General features: G+C 39.1%; 15 protein-coding genes. 3 read left to right on the forward strand and 12 right to left on the reverse strand.

Annotated elements, in window-relative coordinates; genetic code table 11:
* Positions 1 to 5 precede the first annotated feature (5 nt).
* The 9 genes from tyrA to QUE72_RS15200 form a co-directional block, all read right to left on the reverse strand.
* Positions 6 to 1145: a bifunctional chorismate mutase/prephenate dehydrogenase gene (gene tyrA / locus QUE72_RS15160; protein ID WP_286269910.1), complete on the reverse strand. Its 1140-nt coding sequence runs from the start codon at positions 1143 to 1145 to the stop codon at positions 6 to 8.
* Between the two features lie 9 nt (positions 1146 to 1154).
* Positions 1155 to 2252 (reverse strand): 3-deoxy-7-phosphoheptulonate synthase, encoded by a 1098-nt coding sequence (locus QUE72_RS15165; protein WP_286269912.1) that lies wholly within the window; start codon positions 2250 to 2252, stop codon positions 1155 to 1157.
* Between the two features lie 266 nt (positions 2253 to 2518).
* Positions 2519 to 4462, reverse strand: coding sequence for an acetate--CoA ligase (gene acs / locus QUE72_RS15170; protein ID WP_286269913.1), 1944 nt, complete (start codon positions 4460 to 4462; stop codon positions 2519 to 2521).
* 334 nt (positions 4463 to 4796) lie between these two features.
* Positions 4797 to 7358, reverse strand: coding sequence for a glycoside hydrolase family 3 protein (locus tag QUE72_RS15175; protein ID WP_286269914.1), 2562 nt, complete (start codon positions 7356 to 7358; stop codon positions 4797 to 4799).
* Positions 7358 to 8617, reverse strand: coding sequence for a sugar MFS transporter (locus tag QUE72_RS15180; RefSeq protein WP_407704932.1), 1260 nt, complete (start codon positions 8615 to 8617; stop codon positions 7358 to 7360). The genes QUE72_RS15175 and QUE72_RS15180 overlap by 1 nt, the downstream gene beginning before the upstream one ends.
* Before the next feature lie 106 nt (positions 8618 to 8723).
* On the reverse strand, positions 8724 to 11684 hold the full coding sequence (locus QUE72_RS15185; protein ID WP_286269915.1) for a TonB-dependent receptor: 2961 nt from the start codon (positions 11682 to 11684) through the stop codon (positions 8724 to 8726).
* A 72-nt stretch (positions 11685 to 11756) separates the two neighbouring features.
* Positions 11757 to 14648, reverse strand: a complete 2892-nt coding sequence (locus QUE72_RS15190) for a glycoside hydrolase family 16 protein (protein WP_286269916.1) — start codon at positions 14646 to 14648, stop codon at positions 11757 to 11759.
* A gap of 912 nt (positions 14649 to 15560) precedes the next feature.
* On the reverse strand, positions 15561 to 16235 hold the full coding sequence (locus tag QUE72_RS15195) for a hypothetical protein (RefSeq protein WP_286269917.1): 675 nt from the start codon (positions 16233 to 16235) through the stop codon (positions 15561 to 15563).
* A gap of 327 nt (positions 16236 to 16562) precedes the next feature.
* Positions 16563 to 16703 carry a hypothetical protein gene (locus tag QUE72_RS15200; protein WP_286269918.1) on the reverse strand — a complete coding sequence of 47 codons (141 nt, stop codon included), beginning with the start codon at positions 16701 to 16703 and terminating at the stop codon, positions 16563 to 16565.
* A 413-nt stretch (positions 16704 to 17116) separates the two neighbouring features.
* Here QUE72_RS15200 and QUE72_RS15205 point away from each other — a divergent pair, with 413 nt between their 5' ends.
* Entirely contained in the window at positions 17117 to 17833 is a 717-nt protein-coding gene (locus tag QUE72_RS15205; RefSeq protein ID WP_286269919.1) for a hypothetical protein, read from the forward strand.
* 137 nt (positions 17834 to 17970) lie between these two features.
* On the opposite strand, the gene QUE72_RS15210 is transcribed toward QUE72_RS15205, so the two are convergent.
* The gene (locus QUE72_RS15210) at positions 17971 to 19788 is read right to left on the reverse strand and encodes an alpha/beta hydrolase (protein WP_286269921.1); all 1818 of its coding nucleotides are present in this window, start codon (positions 19786 to 19788) and stop codon (positions 17971 to 17973) included.
* Between the two features lie 129 nt (positions 19789 to 19917).
* On the opposite strand from QUE72_RS15210, the gene QUE72_RS15215 reads away from it, so the two are divergent.
* Positions 19918 to 21972 carry a winged helix-turn-helix domain-containing protein gene (locus QUE72_RS15215; RefSeq protein ID WP_286269923.1) on the forward strand — a complete coding sequence of 685 codons (2055 nt, stop codon included), beginning with the start codon at positions 19918 to 19920 and terminating at the stop codon, positions 21970 to 21972.
* Positions 21973 to 22058: 86 nt separating this feature from the next.
* On the opposite strand, the gene QUE72_RS15220 is transcribed toward QUE72_RS15215, so the two are convergent.
* Both QUE72_RS15220 and QUE72_RS15225 read right to left on the reverse strand, forming a co-directional pair.
* Positions 22059 to 22895 (reverse strand): LytR/AlgR family response regulator transcription factor, encoded by an 837-nt coding sequence (locus QUE72_RS15220; RefSeq protein WP_074496958.1) that lies wholly within the window; start codon positions 22893 to 22895, stop codon positions 22059 to 22061.
* Positions 22885 to 24006, reverse strand: a complete 1122-nt coding sequence (locus QUE72_RS15225) for a sensor histidine kinase (RefSeq protein WP_286269926.1) — start codon at positions 24004 to 24006, stop codon at positions 22885 to 22887. The genes QUE72_RS15220 and QUE72_RS15225 overlap by 11 nt, the downstream gene beginning before the upstream one ends.
* Positions 24007 to 24300: 294 nt before the next feature.
* Between QUE72_RS15225 and QUE72_RS15230 the strand changes: the two genes are divergently transcribed.
* Entirely contained in the window at positions 24301 to 26715 is a 2415-nt protein-coding gene (locus QUE72_RS15230; RefSeq protein WP_286269928.1) for an alpha/beta hydrolase family protein, read from the forward strand.
* The last annotated feature ends 162 nt before the right edge of the window (positions 26716 to 26877 follow it).

Below are 26877 nucleotides of genomic sequence, written 5' to 3' on the forward strand. Positions count from 1 at the left end.
TTATATCAATGTTTTTTTAATTCGTTTGCTTTTAATAACATGGCTTTACTTTCATGTAAAAAGGTTTCTGCATAATCACCAAACCAATCAGAAACCTGATTAAACATGCTGACAAAAGCGGTTTTATCGCCCATTTCTACATCTTCTAATAATTCAAGAAAACGATAAGCAAAACGCTTCATCATGGCAACATTTTCACGGTTTGAAAAAATAATATCCGTATATAAAATAGGATTTTGCGCAAACAATCGCCCTACCATAATCAACTCTAGACGGTAAATAGGTGAACTCATCTCTACCAATTGAGATATTTCAGCGCCTTCAGCCATTAAATGATAGCCATAAGCAATAGTAGAAAAATGTCTCATTACTTGTACCATCGACATGGCATCATCGTGTTGATGGGCACTAACGGCATGAATTTTAGCTCCCCAAACAGTGAACTGTTCTAATAACCATTGATATTTATCTGGTGAACGACCTTCACATGCAATAATAGTTTGTTTAATCAAACCAGAAACATCTGGACCAAACATAGGATGTAAACCAACCACAGGCCCATTATGCACCTTCATCATTTCAAACAATGGCGATGCTTTTACACTGGTAAAATCCGCTAAAATACAATCATCAGGCAGTTGGGATAACTGTCCAATAATGTTGGTGGTTAACCTTATTGGCACTGAAACTATCACTAAACTAGCGTCAGCAAGTATCTCTTTACTTCTAGGCCAATCGTCATGCTCCAGTATTTCCACCGCGTAATGAGAGCGAGTGAACAAATCAACAAATACTGCACCAAGTTGTCCAGCCCCACCAATGACGACTACTTTTCTGCAATCAAGGTTTACACAGCGGTAACCACTGGCATCTTGGCTTCGATAAGAATCTCGCATTAATCGACGAAGAATATCTTCTATAAGCTCAGGACAAACGCCCGCTTGCTCAGCTTGCTCTCGACGTTTCATCAACAGCTGAGTTTCTCGATCAGGCGCATAAATTGGCATGCCTACTTGGCTTTTCAGCGCACCAACCTTACTGGTAATCGTACGACGCTTTGCAAGAAGCTCAACTAATTGGCTATCTACCTCGTCTATTTGGTCTCGTAAAGCCGTAAGCTCAACAGTGATGTCTGGTTTATCCATAACTATACTTTATTGAATTCTCGTTTTTAAAACAGTGGCTAATTGATCAACACTTCGCATAAGCAATGCTTTTGTCGTACTAAAATCAATACATGCATCAGTCACTGAAACACCATATTGTAGTTCCGTTTTTGGTAAATTTGCGCTTTGATTACCTTCATTTAAATGACTTTCAAGCATAATACCAATAATAGATTTATTGCCATTAACAATTTGTTCAACCACATCATCAGCGACAATAGGTTGACGACGATAATCTTTGTTTGAATTACCGTGAGAACAGTCTACAACGATACCTGGTTCTAAGTGATGTTTTGCTAATTGCTGTTCACAAAGCGCTATATCATCTGCTTGATAATTCGGTTTCTTACCACCTCGTAAAATAACATGACCATCAGGGTTACCCGATGTTGTAATTAAGGCAACTTGCCCTTGCTGGTTTATTCCCATGAAACGATGTGCTGATGCAGCAGATTGCATCGCATTAATTGCCACATCTAAACTACCATTTGTACCGTTTTTAAAGCCTATTGGCATTGATAAACCGCTTGCCATTTCGCGATGTGTTTGCGATTCAGTCGTTCTAGCACCAATGGCAGACCAGCTAAAAAGTTCCGCTAAATACTGGGGGCTTATTGGATCTAGTGCTTCAGTTGCCAAAGGTAAACCTAAATCCGTTAGATATAACAATAGTTCACGTGCTTTTCTTAAGCCATTTTCTACATCGAATGAACCATTCATATGTGGATCATTAATCAGGCCTTTCCAACCTACCGTTGTCCTTGGTTTTTCAAAGTAAACACGCATCACAATATATAAGGTATCTTTATATTGATCATGCAGTGTTTTTAGCTGTTGAGCATATTCTTTAGCAGCTTCAACGTCATGGATAGAGCAAGGACCACTGATCACGAGAAAACGATGATCTTTTTTATGAATGATATTAGAAATATCTTGTCGTGCATTAATGATAAATTCTCGGCCCTTTGTTGACAGCGGCAATTCTTCGCGAAGCTGCTCAGGCGTTAATAACACTTCTTCGGCATTGACATGTATATTGTTTAGAGACCCTTGTGGGCTTATCGCATTCGATTTTAGTTCAGACATTTTATGTTCCAGATAATTTTAACAGCGAGTTTTATAAGAATAATACATATGTGCTAAACAGAGTGTTTAGCAATAGAAAGACCAAGAATAATAAAGGCAAATTATATTCAAAATCATTACATGTACAACTGTAAAGTTTTATTTACTCAATTTGTAATGATATTCTTACACGTTATTTTTTATCTGGCAATCTATTTCTCATTTTCAAACTTAATTTTAAGCAAAAAAAAGCGCCCTTAAGACGCTTTAGTTCATACGATACACAATTAACCATGAACAATACGATTATCTATTAGATTATCAACAACAGCTGGATCAGCCAATGTTGAAGTATCGCCTAACGTTCCAATATCATTTTCGGCAATTTTACGTAAGATACGACGCATAATTTTGCCGGAACGGGTTTTAGGTAAACCCGGTGCCCACTGAATATAATCTGGTTTAGCAAAACGACCTAACTCATTAGCAACAAATTCAATAAGCTCTTTGTTAAGTTCAGGAGTTTCAGTAGCACTGGCCATAAGTGTTACATAGGCATATACCCCTTGCCCTTTCACTTCATGTGGATAACCAACAACCGCCGCTTCGGCTACTGCAGGATGAAGTACTAATGCACTTTCAATTTCTGCTGTGCCTAAACGGTGCCCAGAAACATTCAAAACATCATCAACACGACCTGTTATCCAATAAAAGCCATCTTCATCACGTTTGGCACCATCACCGGTAAAATAGTTACCTGGATACTGACTCAAATAGGTATCAATGAAGCGTTCATGATTGCCATAAACACTACGTAATTGCCCCGGCCAGCTGCCCGTCATCACTAATAAGCCTTGGTTTTCACCTTCAAGGGTATTACCGTCTTTATCAAATAGTGCAGGTTTTACACCAAAGAATGGTTTTCCTGCAGCACCTGGTTTCATATCAACCGCGCCAGGTAATGAAGTGATCAATATCCCGCCAGTTTCAGTTTGCCACCAGGTGTCAACAATGGGACAATTAGATTTTCCAACCACTTCATAATACCAATGCCAAGCTTCTGGGTTAATTGGTTCACCTACGGTGCCCAATAGACGCAAATCAGATAAATCATATTTAGTCACATAATCATCACCTACACTCATTAAGGCGCGAATTGCCGTTGGTGCGGTATAAAAAATATTTACCTTGTGTTTTTCACATACTTGCCAAAATCTTCCAGCATCTGGGTAGGTTGGTACACCTTCAAAGACAAGAGTAGTTGCACCATTTGCTAAAGGTCCGTAGAAAATATATGAATGGCCAGTGATCCAGCCAGCATCAGCTGTACACCAATAAATTTCACCATCTTTATAATCAAACACATATTTATGTGTCATTGCTGCGTACAATGAATACCCGCCGCAGGTATGTAATACCCCTTTTGGCGTACCTGTTGAACCCGAAGTGTAAAGAATAAACAGCGGATCTTCGGCATCCATTTCTTCTGGCTCACATACTGCTGCTAGATCAGCTACGGCAGCCTGATACTTAACATCAATTGCATCATTGTAAGCAACATCACCGCCCGTACGTTCAACAACAATGACTGAATGTACGTTAGGGCAATCTGCAATGGCTGCATCGACATTAGCTTTTAATGGAATAACACGGCCACCGCGTAAGCTTTCATCTGCAGTTACCACAACTTTACAATCAGCATCATCAATACGAGCGCGAATAGATTCAGTTGAAAAACCACCAAACACAACAGAGTGAACAGCACCAATGCGTGCACAAGCAAGCATTGCGTAGCCAACTTCAGGGATCATTGGCATATAAATGCACACACGATCACCTTTTTCGACACCGCGTGCTTTTAATAAATTTGCAAAACGACAGACATGATCATGCAATTCTTGATAGGTAACTTTTAAATCTTCTTCGGGGTTATCCCCTTCCCATATAATCGCCACATCATTTGCCTTTGTGGCAAGGTGTCTATCGATACAGTTATAGCTGACATTCAGCTTGCCACCTTCAAACCATGTTATATCGCCCGATTTCAAGTCAACTTTGCTTACCGTATCAAACGGTTTTGACCAATCAAGGAATTGATTAGCTTGCTCTGCCCAAAATTCATCTGGTTGGTCGATTGATTGTTGATACATTCTCTCGTAGGTTTCTGTATCAATATGCGTATGTGCCTTGGCACTGGCAGATACAGGATAACGACTCTTTAGTTCTTGCATGATAAGTCCTTCGTAAATATAACTTGAGATATTCTTGCTTTCTACTAACCGCCTTCGCCATTAGTAACAATTGTATTTTTTATAAGTGGCAACATCATATAGCATGTAAATCGTTTCGCATACTCAACTAAAGTCGAATAGCGCTGAATACACGATAAACAAAATAGGTCGCCCTATGCTTACATTATCACCGTTGAGCACAATTGACAACGCTGTCATTTGTTGTGTGAATGAACCTATTTAAATGAGGTAAAATCGAAGAGTCAAGTTGTAGGGGTTAATGTTTTAAGGAGGAAGCGCTTTATGGCTTTATCATAAAGCGCCTAATTAACAATTACTGACAACTAACTGCTTGATCTGTTTCTTTTATCGAACGGTAATCAATATTGCTAATTGATAGACTATTACTACCAGCGACTAACAGAGCAAAAGGGGAAACAATCTGGCTAAATTTAACCCCTTGTTCTGCAAAACATTCTAAAGGAATAGCTATATTCTTCCATGTATTTAACGGTAAATGATTAAGCGTTTTATCGATCTTGACGTTGCCAGAGCAACTACCTCGCTCGTCGCCAATGCTTTCACAACTTAATTGAACCTTAGCGCTCTTTATCTCTCCGCTATTTCGGCGCATTGATATCACAAGGTAATTACCGGCTTCATGTGCGGCGGTTAAATCTTCTCGAAAACCATTACCGGTTGTCATTGAAAGACCTGCAGATGTAGCGTCGCTACTCGTTAAGGTAAAAGCATCTTCTTGCACGTTACGATCAATAGTACGGTAGGTAACATGAGTCAATGACGCAGTACTAGAGTTAATAACTTTCTGATCATCACCATCTATTAAGTTTAATTGCCATAACTTAGATACTTGTCCATTAAATAAATTAACATAGCTTTGATCAGCGCTGACCTTAGCCGATTGTTCATTTAAGTTATCTGAAAGTAAGCTTTCTTCACCATAGCGTAAGCCAAATCCATAAGGTAGTAGTGGTTCGTTATCCTCATCAAAACGATTAACTAGCTGATCAGCTGATTTCGGCCAAGAGAACGAAAGCTTGCCCTTAAAATCATACTGAACTTGTCCTTTATCGTCGGTGAGCAACACATCAGCAACAGCTTTACCTTCTGAGCCTGGTAACCATACGGCGACAAAAGCATCACTTGCATTAAGCTCTGCATTTACCCACATCGGACGCCCACTAATAAACAAAGAGACGACCGGAATATTTTGTGCTTTTAGCTTTTTCAGTAACGCTAAATCACTTTTTATGCCGCGCTGATAGTCTAAATTTGAACGATCGCCATGTCCTTCTGCATAAGGTTCTTCGCCGAAAACAACAACGGCAACATCCGGCTTTTGACTAAATTCACCTTGCACATTTAGCTCAACGCTTCCACCGGCTTTTGTTACCTGCGATTTAATTCCTTGATAAATCGAACTTCCGCCGGGAAAATCTTCATTGGTGTTGTTTGTTCCTTGCCAAGTGATCGTCCAACCACCTGATTGCTTACCTATGTTATCTGCGCCATCGCCTGCAACTAAAATATGTTGGCTAGGTTTAAGTGGTAAAATATTGCCTTTATTTTTAAGTAGTACCAATGACTCTCTTACTGCTTGCTGAGCAACAAGGCGATGTGACTGCTGACCAATTAATGCTGTTTTACCAGAAAATAAACGATTTTTAGGACTAGGTTTATCAAATAAACCCGCTCTAAATTTTACCCGCAAAATTCTACGTACCGCATCATCAACTCTTGAATGCGCTATCACACCTTCTTTAACTTGTTTAATGGTGTTTTCCAATAACGGCTTCCAAGCATCGGTAGGCACCATATAAATATCTAAGCCAGCATTAACCGCTTGAGGGCAATTATCATTGGTACAGCCTTCAATTTGGCCATGGCCATTCCAATCTCCAACCACAAAACCATCGAAGCCCATTTGCTCTTTTAACACATTGGTGAGTAAGTATTTATGACCATGCAGTTTTTTCCCATGCCAGCTGTTGAATGACGCCATGACTGATTGAGCACCAGCCGTAAGGCCACCAACATAGCCTTGGCCATGAATATCAAACAGCTCTTGTTCAGTGGCAATATTATTACCTTGATCATCACCACCAACCGTACCACCATCACCAATAAAATGCTTAACCGTACTGATCACGCGATCATCACCTAAGAAATCTTTTCCAGCATGACCTTGCAGCCCTTTAACAATGGCATATGCGTATTTTTTAACGATATCAGGATCTTCAGAGTAGCCTTCATAAGTTCTTCCCCATCGATCATCCCTCACCGTTGCTACGGTAGGCGCAAATACCCAATCAATCCCTGTTACCATCACTTCAGTCGCGGTTATTTGTGCAATTTTCTCGATCAATGCAGGGTTATTCGCTGCACCCAAGCCGATATTATGAGGAAATAACGTCGCGCCTATTACGTTGTTGTGCCCATGTACGGCATCAGTACCCCACATTGTTGGAATAGCAATTCCATCAATGCTGTCATCAATCGATGCTTGGTACATTTTTTCTGCTAATACGATCCAATCTTGCGGAGTTGAGTGTTTTTCATTATTGGGAAAAGAGCCACCACCATTTAAATATGAACCAAAGCCATAACGACGCATATCTTCAACACTGATATCTCTTATTTCCGGCTGGATCATTTGCGCGACTTTTTGTTCGAGCGTCATTTTTGACAATAGTGCTTCAACTTTTTTTTCTATAATAGGGTTTTGTTTAACGTCAGAAACAATTTCAGGCCAAACTTCAGCAGCTTTACCTTTATCAACATATTGTTGTTGCTCAGTTTTATACGCTTGTTGGCAAGCACCAAGCAAACTAATGCATGACAGCGCCACACAAGATTTTAATAACACATTCATCATTATTCCTTAACTCCTTCAACTTGAGTAGGCACTGAGCCCTTAACACCATAAAAAGCAATGTAGATATAACAAAGCAATGGTAAGAAGAATGCTAACTGTAAACCTATAGCATCAGCCATCACTCCTTGCAGTAACGGTACAATGGCGCCTCCAACAATAGCGAGACATAACACGCCAGAACCTCGGCTTGCATGCTGTCCTAATCCGCTAATAGCAAGACTAAAAATGGTTGGAAACATAATGGAATTAAACAGCCCAATGGCCAGCACTGACCATTTTGCGATGTCTCCAGAAGAAAAAATAGTTAACAATAAGAGTACAATGGCAGCAACAGCATTAAAGGCAAGTACTTTACCCGCGCTAATGTGTTGCATCACAATGGCACCAACAAAGCGGCCAATCATGGCGCCACCCCAGTAATAGGCAATTAAACGCGAGGCTTCAGCTTCCGTTAAACCAGCAATAGTTGGATCGTTTAAATAACTCACAAGAAAACTGCCAATCGCCACTTCAGCACCGACATAAAGGAAAATAGCAATGGCACCTAGTTTGAGGTGCGAAAATTTAAGGGCATCAGCATAATTTGCAGTGTTTTGTTTAACCGTTCCTAAATTCGGCAAAGTTAATTTTGCAAAAATTCCCGCCAGTAAAAGCAACGCAGCCGCAAGTAATAAGTAAGGCAACTGTACAGCAGAAGATCCAGACTCTGGGGTTATCTCTGCGCCAGAAAAAATAAGGTATGCGCCAAAAAATGGGGCTAATGTCGTGCCTAACGAATTAAACGCTTGGGTCATGGTTAACCGCGACGGTGCGGTTTTAACCGGCCCTAATACGCTAACAAAAGGATTTGCTGATACTTGTAATATAGTGATCCCTGCGGCCAACACAAACAACGCAATTAAAAATAATAAATACACTTCCATTGACGCTGCGGGATAAAATAATAAACAACCACATGCAGCTATACTTAATCCGGTAACAATCCCTTTTTGATAACCAATTCTTGCCACTAAATTTCCCGCAGGAATCGACACAATGAAATAGGCACTAAAAAAGCAAAACTGGATCAGCATAGCTTGAGTGTAAGACAGTTCAAATGCGCCCTTTAAATAAGGAATTAAAATATCATTTAAACAAGTTATAAAACCCCACATAAAAAATAATGTAGTAAGAGAACACAATGCCCAAGTGTTGTTACTCGTATCTTGTGGTGGTAATTGCTCTGTTACAGGCTTTGCTGATACCGAAAACTCAGCCATAAAGCACTCCTTCATCTGTTGTTATCAAAGAATTTTCAAAAATTCACGAGGACTTCTCGTACAATAAAAAAGTTCGGCGGAGGCCCTCCACCGAACAACCACCCCCCTATTGAAAGCTATATCGAACACCGACTACATAACGAGGGCCATACTGACGAGCAAATAAGAACTGCTCTTCATAACGGCCAAAACCTTGTTCCGTTTCGTTATTAATATTAATGCCTTCAAAAAAGACGGTTGTTTGCTCATCGATGTCATAATTGACGCTTAAGTCCCATTGGCCAAAAGCTTTTGCAAACTGTGGAGGGTTATCGGAAGAGCCTTCATTTTGCCCAACACCAATTAAGTACTCGTCTCGCCAAGCATACGTTGCTTTAACAGACAAGCCATGTTTCTCGTAGAAAGCCTGAAAATTTGCCGAATCGCTTAGACCTGTTAACGGGGTTTGCTGGGCTAAACTATTCACGTCAAACTCAACATCACCATCGACAATTGTGCCATTGATGCCCAAGCCAAAGCCGCTTTCACCAAATAAATGCTGGAAAGCAAGTTCAACGCCATCTACCGTTTTCGTATCAGGCGCATTAAAAGGTCGACGAATATCCCAAGAAATTAGCGGATCCTCTGATGAAGGTGTTAAATAACCTTGGTCATTTAATGGCGAACCATTGGCTTGTATTTCAGCAAAAATAGCGTCATTCGTTGCTTGCTCGCCACGCGATTCAATATCAGCTACCGCTTGATTCCAGCGTGGGCCTAAATAAATGTCGTGAAAACCTTCAATGGTTGTTGAGACGATTTGGCTACCAATAAAGTTTTCCACCTCTTTACGGAAGTAACCCACAGAGGCATAACTGGCCTCACCGTAATAATACTCAAGGCTTAGATCAAAGTTAGTTGACTCAAATGGCATTAAATTGGTATTTCCTTCGCCACCATTTCGCGAGCCAATTTTTGGACTGCCAGATAAACTTCTACCGCCGGCTAAATCGCCTAAAGGTGCGCGTGTAATGGTTTTACCCCATGACACACGACCGACTAGTTCGTCAGTCAAATCAACTTTTACATCGATCATAGGTAAGAACACATCATGTTCACCAGTTTGCTCTAAAAAATTTGAATCGCCCGGTAGGTATTGCGTATGCCATTCACTCCCTCCCTTCCACCAGACAGTGGTTGGTACAGGCTGTAACACATGGCTAGTCACTTCGGTTTCTTCATAACGAACGCCAATATTTACTTGTACCGGAAATTCAGCAACATCAAATTCCCATTGAGACTGTAAATAAATACTTTGGGTTTCTTCTTTTACCGAGCCTTGAGTAATCGTACCCATATCATGGTAAGCAGTCGTGGCAAAGTAATCATCGCCACCAAGCACTTCATTGGTTAGGAATGCTTCTGAGCGAGCAACCACTTCGTCAAAATCAAAGGTGTAATAATAGTTAGGCGTTAAATTAGCGCCGCCACTACTAAACGCATCCAGAAAGTTATCCGTGCTATTGCGTACAAACATGCCATCAGGAAACATTTCAGGCCAAGATGGGTTAAACAAGAAGCCTCCAATCAATCCACTCCATGCATTAGAGCCACCCATGGTTTGATCGGTATACGCGCCACCAAATTTCACTTGTACGAGTGGAATATCAAATACGTCATTTTCCCATGTACCATGTAACTGCACTTGTTCAATTTCAGACTTACCTGGCGCATGGATAAATTGGCTAAAGTGTGAATCTATTTCACCTGGCGCGAGTTCTGTTGTACCGTTATTCCAATAGATTTGTGCAAGCGGGATATCACCATTGCGATAATCATAGGTTTTCGTGGTTAACTGATCTGAGCCCAACACTAGGGAGCCAAAACTACCTAACCCTTCATCACCGCCATTATCTATATCGCTAGATGAGTCATGGTAATCAAGCACCAAATTGAGCGTGTCAGTGATTTGCCAATCAAAATTTACCCCAATTGACTCCTCTTCTACATCAGTGGTGCCTCGTGATGCGGTATAAGAGCCATCATTACCGCTAATGTCGGCATAGACAACGGTACCGTTGTCATCAATTTCGTAAGCATTAATATTACCGCCGTAATCATTCCATAACCCCCAGCCGATTGAGTTAGTACCCGTTGTCGCTTCGGTGCGTGTATAATCTAAAGAGACAATCAATACATCGATTGGCATATATTGCACAACGACATGACTGTTGGTTCTATCGCGTTCTACGTTTTCAATACCGTAGTTCATATCGCGCGGAAAGAAGTGATTTCCAATGCGATTTCCTTCATCATCAATCGCACGTGGATCGACCACCTTGTCGTCATCTAAATTTGTTGGTAATGCAACATTTGCTTGCCACCCTTGAATGTTAGCCAGTTGTTTTTGAAAGTCACGTTCATGATGTGTAAAGGAAAATGCGACCCCTAATGTGTCATCTAAAAACGTATTGGAATATAAGGCTGAAAATTCTGGTGTAACATCACTGCCTTCTTCGTTTGAACTATCGTGAATTGCTTTCGCTGAAAGACTATAACGCTCTCCAGGACTTGCCAACGGCTTACGGGTGACAATATTTACCGTTGCACCTAAACCACCACTGGGATTTTCAGCCCGTGCTGTTTTGTAAACTTCAAGTGCTGACACACCGTCTGAGGCAAGGTTTTCTAAACTATAAGAACGAGTATTACCCGTACCCGGCATTTGACGACCATTTAAGGTGATCAAGTTAAAGTCAGGACCAAAACCCCGTACCGTAATTTGACTACCTTCACCATTACTTCGACTAACAGATACCCCCGTTATACGTTGTAATGATTCGGCTAAATTAGTGTCTGGAAATTTACCCATTTCTTCTGCTGAAATAGCGTCCACAACGCCCGACATATCACGTTTAACATTCATTGCACGTGTTAAGCTGCCTTTAATACCTTTAACTTCAATAATTTCTACTTCATTGCTTTTTGAAGCAGCATCTTGCGCGAACACTATTGGACTAGTTGTTGTCGTTAACATAGCGGTTAGTGCAAGTGCGATTGGTGACTTTGTAAAATTTGTAATGTTCATTTTTACCTACTTATTCAATAATTTTTATTGATTTGATTATGCTTAAACAATCAAATCGTTAATGTCCAAGCGTTACGACGTTTTTACAGCTCGTTGCAAGTGCTGCTTATCACTTGTTGTTATCGCTAGATCTAGCGATAACAACATTGTGTGATTAGCGAAAACAACTGGGGTTGCGCTAATAACGTCAAGTAACTCAAAGGTAAATGAAGGCAACAAATCATGTTCATTTGTTGCACGGTAATAAAGCGAATTTGATGTCAATGATATTGTTTGTGTTTGTGCTTGCGGGACACTGCTAGGGTCATAAATCATGACATTATCCAAACGATATACTGCACCTTCACCACTGCCCCATGCAGGGAAAACCATGATCACGTCAATTTGACTAATATCAAGCCCTGCATCGAATAAATCTTGAAGTGAAAACGTATAGGTTTGCCATTGACCAACAACGGGTGCGACACCCTCTTGGCTTGCTGTCAGTTCAAGTTCAACAGCCGTTGTAGTATCTCCTGCTTCTATTTTAAACAGCCACGCCGCGCTACTATCGTTAGGCGCGGACTCTACTTTCATTTCAAATTGCACCACACCGTTTAGCAACAAACTTGACGCATCTAAGTACACATCGTCGTCAGCCATAATGCCCATAACAGTCGGTGTTGAACCAATAACAAATTCTGCCGTTAAGCCATGTTCAGTATCATCATTTTCAACGGTTGGTGTTGTACCGCCACAGCAGTCCCAAATTGACCACTGCTCTAAAGCTTGATCAGCGAAAAGTACATGGCCACTAAAGCCAGATGTCGCATTAGGATCGTACATTTTCACATTATCGACACGATATATCGCGCCTTCACCACTCCCCCAGGCAGGAAAAATCATCAACACATCAATTGCGCTAACATCTAACCCTGCATTGGCTAAGTCCGCCAAGTTAAAAGTATATGTTTGCCATTGACCTGTTGTAGGTACCACACCTTCAACGCTGGTAGATAATTCGACTTCTGCCGCAGTTGATGCGTTATCACTTTCTACTTTGAAAATCCACGCAGCATCAGCTACATTTGGTGCAGAAGTCACTTTCATATCAAATTGAATAACGCCGTTAGATAAAATAGCACTGGCATCAAACGGTTCAGGTTCAACATCAGGTGTCGTTATAAACTCAGCACGCGACGCAAAACCCATTACGGTCGGCGTAGCACCGATAGAAAATTCAGCGACAGCACCATGAGCATCATCTTCATCAATCACGACCAAAGGCGTTGAACCACCGCAGCAATCCCATAACGGCCAACTTGCTTTTGCTTCATCACTAAACACTGTGAATGATGGCGCTGAGATTTCTGCACCGATAGTTAAATTTGAGACACGGTACACCGCTCCTTCGCCACTTCCCCAGGCAGGAAAAATCATAACAACATCAATTGCACTTACATCTAGGCCAGCATCAGCAAGTGTTTTTAACGAAAAGGTATACGTTTGCCATTGTCCTGCAGCAGGTGCTACGCCTTCTTCACTTTCTGAAAGAGAAATTTCAGCAGCAGTACTAGCGCCTTGGCTTTCAACTTTCAACAACCAAGGTGCATCAGCAGTATTTGGTAATGATACGGCTTTCATCATAAAGCTAAGTGTGCCGTTTTCTACAATAGGGCTGGCATCAAAGGGTGATGGTTTACCAGCAGGATCGGTAATAAATTCTTCACGTGAAGTAAAGCCATTTACTGTTGGTGTTGCCCCTACCATAAATTCCATCACATCACCTTGATCAGCATCTTCAACAATCATAGGTGTTGAACCACCACAGCAATCCCATGCGGGCCAATTTACATTCGCAGTGCCATCAAAAATAGTTAAATTTTGCGGTACTCCTGTAGAAGGCGGCGACGGAATTGGCGCCTCACCCTCCTCAAGTGCATCATCTAAACTGTCATAACCACCACGAACCGTTTCACAACCTTTGCCAGTGTCTGGGTTTTGTTGACATTGAAACACACGTACATAATCAATCTCAAAATGTTGACCATCCGCAAACGCTGACGCATCAATACCTAAATTATTGACATTCTCTGGCCAATCACCACCAACAGCTAAGTTGAGTAATAAGTGAAATTCTTGATCAAACGGCGAATTATCCCAATGTGTTGTTAACTCACCACTACCTTGATCAAAAAACTCAGTAAACCAACCCCGATGAGATAAACCAACTGGCTCATCTTTACTATTATACCTTACCGTTGAACGTCGCTGTGTTTGATATAAGTAATCATCAACATACCAACGAATTTCACCTTCTTGCCATTCTATCGCATAGGTATGAAAGTCATCAGCAGGATTTACACCCGCAGGTAATTGATACGCCCTACCGCTAGAGCTATTGTCTGGCCAATCTTTACCATAATGAAGTGTGCCATGCACATTGTTTTCTACTTCACCATCAGCATTAGTTACTTTTAAATTAACCGCTTCCATAATGTCTATTTCACCGGATTTTGGCCAACCACCATAAAATTCATCTGTGGGTAACATCCAAAACGCTGGCCAACTACCTTGCCCGCTCGGTAGCTTTGCTCGAACTTCAAAACGACCGTATTTAAAATCACCTTTATACTTAGTATTTAACCGTGCTGATGTATATGGTAAGTCAGCACTTTCTTCAGCAGGTAAAGCGACGATATGTAAAATACCGTCTTCAATGTAAGAGTTTTCTGGATTGTCGGTATAACATTGCTTCTCGTTATTACCACCACCAACACAGTTAACTTCATGGTTCCACTTTTGACTATCAATGGCACCAGTATCAAATTCATCATTCCAGACCATTTCCCAATCTGAAACGGGTTGTGTCGGTTCAACACTGGTTGAAGTGGTGCTTGTTTCTGCACCACCACCGCAACCTATTAAGGCTGCTGCAGCTGTACTTGCAAGCAATGTTTTTAATGTTCTTATCGTTGTAATCATATTGTCATTTCCACGTTAGACAAAGCAGGCTTTTCATTCGTGTATCTATTTAGCATAGTAAACCGAACGTCTCCCCCACCAATTTAGTGACTTTGTTTTTATTTATCTTGCAGTCACATGACTTTGCTAATTTAGGCTGTTGATTAGTACGCACTAATCAACACTAATAGTGGAATAGGCAAGAAATAGCCACAATAGAAATGCGCTATCATGGGATTAATTTGCGAGTTAATTAGGTTGTTGCGATGAAAGGAGATATTTTTACGACAACATGGGACAGTATTACAACATGTATTGAACAGCGTAATATTAATCAAAAGGAATTAATCGGTTAAGATGAAATACGCTTATCAAAAATGGAAGTATCCTAGTCATTGAAAGCGTAAACACGGCGACCACAGAGAGCTGTAACACTCCCTTAAGGCAAAAATTTCAAACAAGGCTGCAAAGGCAGCCAATGAAGGTGATGTTGTAATTGATAATTTTAGAGCGTGTTGAACTTTGCTGTTTAAGTTTTGTTCAAATTAAACGCCTTCTGATCGCGGCACTTGGATTATTGCATAGTCATTCTATGGTTAATTCAAGTAACAAAGAGCAGGAGGCGTTTAGTTGAACCCTTCCGGCTGTATCTGTTTGGCATTTCTACTGTGTTAACCCTTGACTGGAGTAGAATAACTACACGGCGCAAGTGTTGCCTTGTATAAATACCAAACAAATTGCGGCAAAAGTAAACATGAAAGATCAACACGCTCTAATAAACAAGGCGTTATATAGAATAAAAAACGTCTTATATGACCTAACACCAGTGCTGGTAAAGTAAAGTCATTTCCAACGACAACGACTTGGCGTAAGCATATTAAACAAATAAGAGGAGCAGGTTACCGACCCTTTTTCACTCTTTTCTTATCTTATTTACCTTTTATTTCTTTTTCGAAATTTTTCAGGGCAATGGGCATTATAGCCAGCAAACTCAGCGATAAACTGTGCTGTGGTAACATTCGTTTGCTTAATCACATTGGTAGATGCAACAACATTAAACGGTCTACCGAAACAATAGTTTTTTCTTGACACTTTCAACCCTGAATCAATTTCTTTATATGCCATCTTCGATGAAGTGTCTTGTGTTTTCAATACTTCTACCTGAGCTTGATCAATACTTGCACCATAAGCGGCTTTGAGCTGGGCAGGTTGCTTTTGCCACTCATCAAGACTAACCACATCGAATACGCGATCTTCAAACGATAGATGATAAATCGTATTACCAACAGCTTTAACGACAAATCTCTGTGATTGCATAAGGTTAGATGGGTTCTGATAAGTACATGTTCTTTCCCAACGAGCAAAGGTAGTTGAGTGTCCCCTTGTATTTTTAGGTATATCCAATCGCTGACATTGCCAGTTTTTACCTTTAGTGGCGATCATGTTATCGATGTCACTTTTAGTGCTCATCATCGACACGCCCATAATGTTAGAAAGTTTTGCTAAATCAGGCTGTGAAAGTACATTACCATTTTTATCAACAAGTTCACCTAGCGCGGTGAAAGGCAATGACGTAACTAGAGCGAACAAAATCGTGTTTATTTTCATGATTATCCCTCATCAATATTAAAGTAGTGAGTAACGTAACGTCCCTAAAATTAACTGAGGCTGAATGCCACAGACGGAATTCAATATTTTGCTAGAGAATTCCGTCTTTTTCAAATTTTTCAATTCTACTTATAAAGAGTACTACGACCATAGTGCGAAGTTGACATCAATATAATCAAACTGATGTTATTGCGTTAAAAAATGTATCGCATTTACAATTTCATCTGGGCGCTGAAACACCGCCATATGATCACTATTAGTGAGAGGAATATATTGCCCTAATGATTGTTCACTCAACTGCTGACTCCATTGACTACCTTCACTTTGCTATTTTATTAGGCCATCAATATACTCAGGTTCAGCATTATCAATTTCATTTTGTTCAAAGTCAGTATCAATAACACTAATAGGAACAGCTGTTGACATATTGCTTTGTCTAACCAGCTCAAGACCATCATGGTAATTCATAATCTCTTTAGCGCGCGTTAGCTGCTTATTAATATTCAAACGATTTTGGCTAATTAATTCAAAATATTCTAATTTCTCAAAACTTAATTAGCTCGCGTATATAAAAATAAAAACTTTGTCAAATGTCCTTGACAAAGTTTTTATTTTTATATACGTTTTTTTGTTTTTTATAAATTTAAGGATAAATTATGAAAAAAACATTTCTAGCAATATCAATACTACTTTTTTCTGCTAATACGATCGCTATGGCTCAAACATGTAAATGTTCTAGTGGAAGTATGGTCGTAGAAATAGAAGGTGATATGGTTTACATGTCATGCACTGAAGGTGGTCGACTACATTGTGTTATAGATTAATAGTTTAGCATTTCAGGGAGAGATTGTTTTACTCCCTTATTTTAAGGAGATTCATTAATGTATAAAGGATCGTATACAGCTATATTTATATGTCTTGTAATTTTATTTATTGGTACTTTTTATTATTACAGTCAAAAAGTCAATAATGATGTAACTATTGCTAACGAGAATAATATCAGCACTGACACACCAGCGTTAAAATCAAGTACTCCCCCTGATTTATTGAATCCTTCGAAACATCCTTCACTGAAAGAGAAAAAAGCTACACAAAAAAAAGAAACGCTTGTCAAAAATACTGTAGCAGAAACAGATGCCCACGAGGGTGATAAGTCTTATAAAAAGTTTCTTAATCAGGAAAAGTTCAGGTCAAACATTACAGTGGATTCGGTTTATTTAGATGATTCTGAAGTAGTTCAACAGAAAGCTATATTTAAATCATTAATAAATAATGACTTTTCATTGCTTGTGGAAAAATTGGACTCTATAAAGGAGTCTAAACAAGCATTCGAGCGTGAAATGAAAATTCAGCACTACTTGACTAACTCGCTAGATTTTACTCATTATAATGAAAAGTATTCATGTGCAGGTAAAGTTTGCGCTGTAACCTTTATTTTTGAAAATAAATCAAATAAAAAACAACTTGAATCATTCGGTGATTTTGACTCTAACTTTTCTTTCGGTAACTTTTCAATTAATGAAAGTGGCGAAAATGTATACAAAGGCGTATTTATAAAAACTGACGACCCATCAAAACTCGCAGTTTCTACAAAATAGTCCAAAAGAATGCTTAATTACTGAAACTGAAAAATACAATAATAAAAGGAGCCGGTGACAAGTGAGCGCTAAACTTGCCCGATGCTCCTTAACATCGAGCAGAGTGCGAAGTTGACATCAATATAATCAAACTGCTTTTATTGGATTAAAAAATTTATCGCATTTACAATTTCATCTGGGCGCTGAAACACCGCCATGTGGTCACTATTAGTGAGAGGAATATATTGCCCTAATGATTGTTCACTCAACTGCTGACTCCATTGACTACCTTCACTTTGCCATTTTATTAGGCCATCAATATACTCAGGTTCAGCATTATCAATTTCATTTTGTTCAAAGTCAGTATCAATAACACTAATAGGAACAGCTGTTGATATATTGCTTTGTCTAACCAGCTCAAGATCATCATGGTAATTCATAATTTCTTTCGCTCGTGTTATTTGTTTATTAATCTTTAAACGATTTTGGCTAATTAAATCAAAATATTGCCAATCCATTAGCTCACTGTACTTCGCGGGTATCAATGTCTCAACCGTCAGCCTTTCTTTACTGAGCTTGTCTGCTGAACTCGCCGTCATTTTTCCTGCACTAATATAGTTGAGCAATTCATCACCCAAGCCACGATACCAAGTGACAGGCCAATCCTGATAAAAGCTGATTGAATGTGGCAGTAAAATATCTGGATCTACCCATAACATTCCCATTAGCTCGCTTTGGCTGGTTTTATCCGGCATTTGTTGCCACAAGTGAGCAAGAATATTACTGCTAGAAAAGCTCAACATCACAATGCGCTCTTCATTTAACGCGAGCAACGTTTTATCCAGCGCACCAACAAATGACGAATAAGAAGGTTGTGCTATATCACTACTAAAACCATTACCAAAACGCTCGATAACGTGCACTCGATGTGTTTTAGCAATTAATGGTTGCAATAATGCAAACCACGCACTGTCACTATGATAATTTTTATTAAACCCTGACAGTAAAATAACGGCGGGACCGGTATGTTCTAATCCCATGCTACGTACATGAACTAATTCTTCTTGCTGTGATTGCTCAACACGATATACGCTTGAAAAACTATCTAACTGTTTGTCACTGACTGAATCAAAAAAATCAATCACTTCAATCGAAGTATCAAAATCGCTGAACTGCCATGAATGTTGTCCTGACTGTATAGCGACCAGTTTATTAATATTGGTGTCATTCTGGTATACGTGTTCTTGAATACCCTCTTGCTCAACGATTTCTCTCTCTGTATCAATACCATTCTGCTTAGCAATCAAATCGATTGCTAGTTCACTTCCGATAAGTCCAAAATTACTATGTACTAAACCTTGATATGGCAGCGTTTTGTCAGCCGTTCCATGAACCATCATGTAATTAGTAGAATGTTGAACCTGGCACGATAATGATAATTGCTCTGACATAGGTGAAGCAACAGAAACGAGGCCTTTAAACTGTAGGTTACTGTTACACATTAAATTTTGCGTAAACAAGCCACCTTGAGAATAACCAACGGCATATAATTCTTCGTTAATAATATTAAATTTTTGTTTCACATCAGTGACAACATCTTCGACAAAAGCCAGATCATTAATACCCAAGCGATGTGGTTTATTACAGTCACAACCTTCGTTCCATTCTTCAACTTTTGATTGCGGATATACAACAATATAATCTTTGGAAAATGTTGCCAACTTGGTCATTGCTTGCATACCCTTAGCACTACCACCTGAACCATGAAATGCTAACAGTAATTTATAGGCTTTATTTGGCTCTATCCCCTCATTAGGCGGTGATAAGTAATAATCTCGCCCATTAATCGATGATTTAACGACCCCATTATTATCAGTTGGTGGTAAAGGGTCATTATCATTGTTGGTTCCATTACAGCCAATCATTATTAAGCTAATGAAAATTATACTGAGTGGTAATACAAATTTAGATTGCATTGTTTTTCTCCTCGTTAATGTTGCCCATAGCTAACCATTGAAGAAAAAACAACAACACATAAGTTGCTTATGTTTTTATTACTTTTATGTTATGTTTAAAAATATATCGTTATTTCAAGATGATAGAGAATGAAGGTTAGAATTGCTGACGTTATCTTTGACGCTAAACAACGTACACTTTCACACGTAAATGGCAGCCGAAAATTAGAACCAAAGGTGTTTACTTTACTCACTACGTTATTAGATGCACCTGGTGAGATAGTTACCCGAGATCAATTAATCGCTCTTGTGTGGAATAATCGCGTAGTAGGTGATGGTGCGATCAATCGTACGGTTTCATTATTAAGAAATCATTTTTTAGCGCTCACCACAGAAAGTGTTATTGAAACGGTACCAACTCAGGGTTATCGTCTAGTCGCTCAAACCGAACTAATTGAAAACACAAGGTACCACAGCATTAATAATGCTATCAGCGATGACCGCCAGCCATCTGAAAAAAATCAGATAAACAAAACGTTACTACCATCAACATTAGTGATAACTATTCTTGCTAGTATAATAATCGCGTTATTAAGCTGGTTTTTCTATCCTAAATATCAACAACAAAGCGCTTTGGTTACCACCTTGCTCAACGACCCTTTAATAGGTTTAAAAGGGTGGGAATATGATATTTCTACAACAGCCACCGGTAATAAAATTCTCTTTCATCACCAAGCGGAAGATGACCCTCAACAGGTTTATATATACGATACCAATACTCATAAAAAGCAAGCAATTCTTAACAATGCACGGGCGGCAATAAACGCTAAAGGTGATGCCGTTCTTTTTGCTCAAAAAAATGATCTGACATGCTCATTTAATGTTTTTAATATAGAAAACCAGAAAGTTGAACACCTTTTTAATTGTGATGACGTACCCAGTAAATTGGCATGGAAAGACAGCTCGCACTTTTATTTTAATAAGCGATTAAGTAAATCTCATCCTTATCAAATTTTTAATTACGATGTAGCAACACATAGATTAATGCAGGTTAGTAATCCAAAAAGTAACAACAATCTAAAAGGTGATTTTAATTTTGCTCATAATCCTGATACTCAACAATTGGCAATACTAAGATATTTAAATGAAAATCAAACTGAATTAATTGTGCATCACACTGATTCATCAGAAGAAAAACACACGATCAATAAACGAATAACAAGCTTAGCTTGGTCGCCGCAAACTAACAGCATCATTCTGGCAGATAGATCAACGCTTTATCATTACTTACTCGATACTCAAGAACTTAACGTAATCAAACAGCTCGAAATCGACATAAATTCATTAGCTGTTGCTACTATAGATCAAAATCACTATTTATTACTCAGCAGTAAACAAGTCACTAGCGACATAATGCGCTACAACATTGATGATAACACTCAACACATTTGGCAACAAAGTGCCGGAGTAGAGTTGCTACCAAGAAGCGCAAACGGTAATGAGTTAATATTATCAACACGTTACAAAAACCACCATTTTTGGCAAATAGAAAACAACGAACCAACATTGCTCGATATTGAACTTCCCTTTGAGTTGCAGTTTACTCGCTACGAGTTATCGCCTGATGGCGACAATATTTTATTAACTAATTTAGGCGCTAGCTATGAAATAGACCTTAATAAAAAATCAATAAGCCAATTATTTACCAAGCAACACAATAGCTATGTCAGCAATTATTACGCAAATCAAACAGACAAGATTATTTATAGCAGTAATAAGTCAGGCCAGTGGCAACTATGGCTATTTGATCGTATTAATAAAGAGCATCGGCAAATGACACACAGTGGTGGTTATAGTGGCCGTGTTTTAAATAATACACTCTACTTCAGTAAATATTCTCTCGATGGCTTGTGGTCAAAAAGTATTGATAGCCAAGAAGAACAACTGCTGATCAAAGATTTTAGTTTATTAAATTGGTTAAACTGGCAACTCATTGACGATGATATTTATTTTTATCGTGCAAACTCTGGTATTTGGCAGTACTCAATCACCGATAAACAGGCAACTTTATTAATGGCGCTACCCGATAACTTTATCCACCAATATGCCGTGATCCCTGACGAAAAAGTTATCTTATGGGTGAAACTCAGACCCGTTGAAGGCGACATTTACCAGTACCAACTAACAACTACTCCGACAAACTAAAACTTAACGAGAAAAGCCTAACGTTTACTCATTATCTTCTGCCATAAATGAATTCTATCTATTTTAATGGTGGGTATTGCTTAGTATTACTGCTTAGCCCTCGCGTTAATAATATTATTCACAGCCTCACTAAAGTTGCGACTTACTTTTAATTTCACCTCATCACCCAAGTCTAGTAGGCTTTCATTATTCTTGAGGGTTTGAATACTTTTTACACAGTTAATGTTAACTAACGTGGATTTATGAATGCGTTGAAACATATTGCTGTCTAATTCATTCTCAAGCTTTTTCATGGTAATGCGTACAATAAAATTTTCCTGAGAAGTATGAATACACATGTAATCACCAGCAGCGTCTATCCACCGAATATTCTTTACAGGCACAAACACTTTTTCGTTTTTATCATTTTTAATCACTAACTCTTGTCGATAATGATAAGGCAATTTCTGATTACCAGCTTCAAGCCACTCTTCTAGCTCTGTAATTTGTAAACCTGAACTTTCACCTAGCGCCTTTAATAGTCTAAATTTCTCTAGGTCACGCTGTTGCGGCGTAAGGCGCTCACGGATCCGTTCTACTGTTTTTTTCAGCCTACCTACATTGGCAGGCTTTAAAATGTAATCAATCGCATTTAGTTCAAAAGCATCAAGCGCATACTCACTGTAAGCACTTACAAACACTACAAGTGGCATAATATCGGCTTGTATAAGTTGTACAACTTCTAATCCATTAATGCCTGGAAGCTTCAAGTCAATAAACAGTACGTCAGGTTGGCAACGTTGACACAGCTTTATCGCTTCATCCCCATCGGTTGCCTCACCAATGACGTTGATATCTTCAATCGCTTCTAAACGTAATTTCAACCCTTCTATCGCCAAGGGCTCATCATCAACGATGACTGCAGTAATTTTCTTATTCGTCATTTACAGTTACTTTTTGAAAGGGCATGACAATTTTTACACTCGTCCCTGCAGAGCTTTGTTTAATTGAAATTTGGCTTTCTTCATTAAACATTGTCGCTAATCGCTCTTTTGTATTCGGTAAACCGATACCAAAGCCAGGGGTTGCTTCACGCGTATCACCACAACCTTGATCTTCAACACTGACAATAAGTTTGTCATCTGCTGCTTTTGCATTAATGGTAATTATGCCATGTTTTTTCTGACTTTCTATTCCATACTTTATCGCGTTCTCAACAATCGGTTGCAAAAATAAAGCGGGTACTCTGGCACAGTTTGCACCGTTATCAACATCAAAAATCACGCTTAAGCGCTCACCAAAGCGTACTTTTTCAATCGAAAGATATAATGCCAATAATTCAACCTCTTTTACTAAAGTACTTTCTACTTGCGTTTTTTGATCAAGAGAGTACCGAAAGAAAGTGCAAAGTTTATCTAACATTTCACCTGCGGTATCGTTATCTTTTTTGTATATCAACGTAGAAATAGCATTCATGGTATTAAACATAAAATGCGGGTTTAGCTGATAGCGTAACATTTGTAATTGTGACTCTTTTGCTGAGGTTTGTGCGCGTAACAACATTTCATGCTCTTTTTGTAGCTTATTGTTGTACAGCATAATGAAAAATATTGCCGTCCAAATAAACATCGTAGAAAGTGAAAATAAAAACCAGCCACCAAATTCAAGCATATTCCATTTTTCATACCACACTTGGTGGTATACCACCGTTTTATAAGAAGCGAGTTTTATCACGTTATAAATAATGCCTAGTAACGCTGCCGTGCCAAAACTAATGGTTAGGGTTTTCTTTAAAGGAAGATGTACTGTTCTTTGGATAACAAGCCAGGAGACATAACTCAGTACGAAACCACTGAGAATTTCGATACCTAAGTTTAATATCTGCCCTGATAAATTAAAGTGCGGATCATCAAATTGCGGCCGAATAATAGCGATAAAAACCACAATAGCATAGCCTATCCAACCGCTAAGCTGTAACATCCAAAACTGCTGATTTTGTTTTGAAAACCCTTGAGGTTCAATTTGTAGAGTCGCATCTTGCATGACTGTTTGCATAAGGTACCTAGCGCTACTTTTTACTTAGTGTGTAATTAAAGGCTATCAATAATCAAGTTTTTCATTCACATAATGGCATGACGACGTTATAAGAACACTGTTATTAACATAAGTTATACCAATTCGCTGTACACAGAAGATATTTTTAAACAACTTTATACATTCAGACATATCTTTTAACACTTTTCCTCAGGTAGCTTTTGCAACAGTCAGTAATTTTCGCCAAACTATTGTGGCAGTGTTTATCGGTTTAAAACCTATATACACATGACTTATTCCACAAGGACAATAACAATGAATAACAATATAATCGCTTTTCTTGCAGGTAGTATTATGCTCCCTTTAGCAACATCGCCGTTAGCAGATGATGGTTACCAAATACCTTCAAAGCCAATTGCTTCAATCGTTGATGCTAAGCTAGCGCCTAGTACAAGGTTGTCTCCTGATAAGCAATGGATGGCATTTTTTGAAAGACAACGAATCGCTTCTTTGGATGAGCTAGCCAAACCAGAATTAAAATTGGCCGGTATTAAACTAAACCCTGATAACTTCTCACGCGCTCGCCCTCGCTCAAAGTATCTGTCTATAGCATTTCAGCATTTAAAAACCGATAAAAAAATATCAATAGACAACCTGCCTAAGGGTAGAATTTTATCACCGTCATGGTCACCGAATAGCGAACACCTTGCTTTTTTTATTGAACAAGCGAAAGAAGCAAACTTATTTATTTACTCAATAAATACTGACACCTTACAAAAAGTAGATAACTTAGCGTTAAACTCAGTGATCACCTCGAGACCATACCGTTGGTTACCTGATAGCTCAGCTATTATCGCCAATAAAGCGATCAACATTAATGTTGATGCGCCTCAAGACAGTGCTGCTAGCGCAATCCCTATTGTGTCTCAAACCACAGGAGAAAAAGCGCCAGCCCGGACTTACCAAAATTTATTGGCAACACCGCATGACAAAGCACTGTTTAAATATTATGGGTTAGGGCAGTTAGTCAAAGTCTCACTAAAAGGTGATATGACTAAGGTAGGTAAACCGGCCTTAATTCGAGGGTTTAGAGCATCGCCTGATGCGAAGCATTTACTTGTTGGACATATTCAGCAACCGTTTTCTTATTTAGTACCTTATTCACGCTTCGCGACTTCTTGGCAAGTTATTGACACTAACGGTATGTTAATTAAAGAAATTGTTCGCCAACCGCTTGCTGAAAATATTCCTCAAGGCTTTGATAGTGTTCGCACTGGTAAACGCTCGCTTTCATGGCGTGATGATAAACCAGCAACCTTAGTATGGGCTGAAGCACAAGACAAAGGCTCAATGAAAGCAGATGTTGAATTTCATGACTTCATCTATACTCAAGCAGCACCATTTACTGAAAGCCCTGCTTTATTTGCAAAATTAGATCGCCGATACAGCGGTATTACTTGGGGTAATGATAAAATAGCTATGCTTTCTGATTGGCGTTTCAGTGATCGTAAAGTACGTACATTCATCGTGAACCCAAATAATGCCGATAAAGATCGCATTACCTTTGAAGATCGTTCTTATAATGACGCTTATAATGACCCAGGTAACGTAGTTCAAAAACAAAACGCCTTTGGTAGATACACTTTGTCTATTCAAGATAGCCGTTATTTATTTCTTACTGGTATTGGCGCTTCAGAGCAAGGTAACATTCCTTTTCTAGATAGATACGATATCAATACCCAGAAAAAAGAACGTTTATGGCACAGTGAAGCACCTTATTATGAACGTGTTCGTGGTGTATTGGACGACGCTGGCACAAAGCTGATCACCATCAGAGAATCTAAAACTGAGCAGCCTAACTTCTTTATTCGCGATCTAACGAAACAATCTATTACGCAATTTTCTGATTTTCCGCACCCCTACCCGACTTTTACCAATGTCAAAAAAGAACTCGTTAAATATACCCGCGACGATGGTGTTGAACTTAGTGGTACGTTATACCTTCCACCGGGTTATAAAAAATCTGACGGTACATTACCTGTTTTAATGTGGGCATATCCTCTTGAATATAAAGATAAAAGTGTAGCGTCACAAGTACGAGAATCTCCCTACGAATTTACCTACATTGGTTATTGGGGCCCAATGCCTTATTTAGCAAAAGGTATCGCCATATTTGACGATCCGAAAATGCCGATTGTTGGTATAGAGGGCAAAGAACCAAACGATACGTTCCGTAAGCAGTTGGTTTCAAGTGCAAAAGCTGCAGTTGATGTATTAGTTAAAAAAGGCGTTGCAGACAAAAATAACATTGCCATTGCAGGTCACTCATATGGTGCATTTATGGTCGCTAACTTATTAGCCCACAGCGATTTATTTAAAACAGGCATTGCACGCAGTGGCGCATACAACCGTTCACTCACACCGTTTGGTTTCCAAGGTGAAGAACGTAATTTCTGGGAAGGACAACATGTTTACGCCACGATGTCGCCGTTTTTTCATGCTGAAAAAATTAACGAACCTATGCTCATGATCCACGGAAAAGAAGATCCAAACTCAGGTACTTTCCCGATGCAATCTGAACGTATGTACAATGCGTTAACAGGTTTAGGTAAGGATGCTAGATTAGTGATGTTGCCATATGAAGGACACGGCTACAGAGCACGTGAAAGTATTTTACATGTACTTTGGGAGCAGGAACGCTGGTTAGAAAACTATCTGATCGCCAAGTAGCAACTAAAACCTACGTTGATTTTCTTCAACGTAGGTTTATATTGAAAAAGCATGTAATAACACCATCGACTTTATTAAATTTTAAAATCTCGACTACGATTGACAGTTCATGCTGTTATATAAATTAAGTATGGTTTTCGTTAAAAATCATTGATAAGTAAA

The sequence above is a fragment of the Thalassotalea hakodatensis genome (assembly GCF_030295995.1).
Classification (GTDB): domain Bacteria; phylum Pseudomonadota; class Gammaproteobacteria; order Enterobacterales; family Alteromonadaceae; genus Thalassotalea_C; species Thalassotalea_C hakodatensis.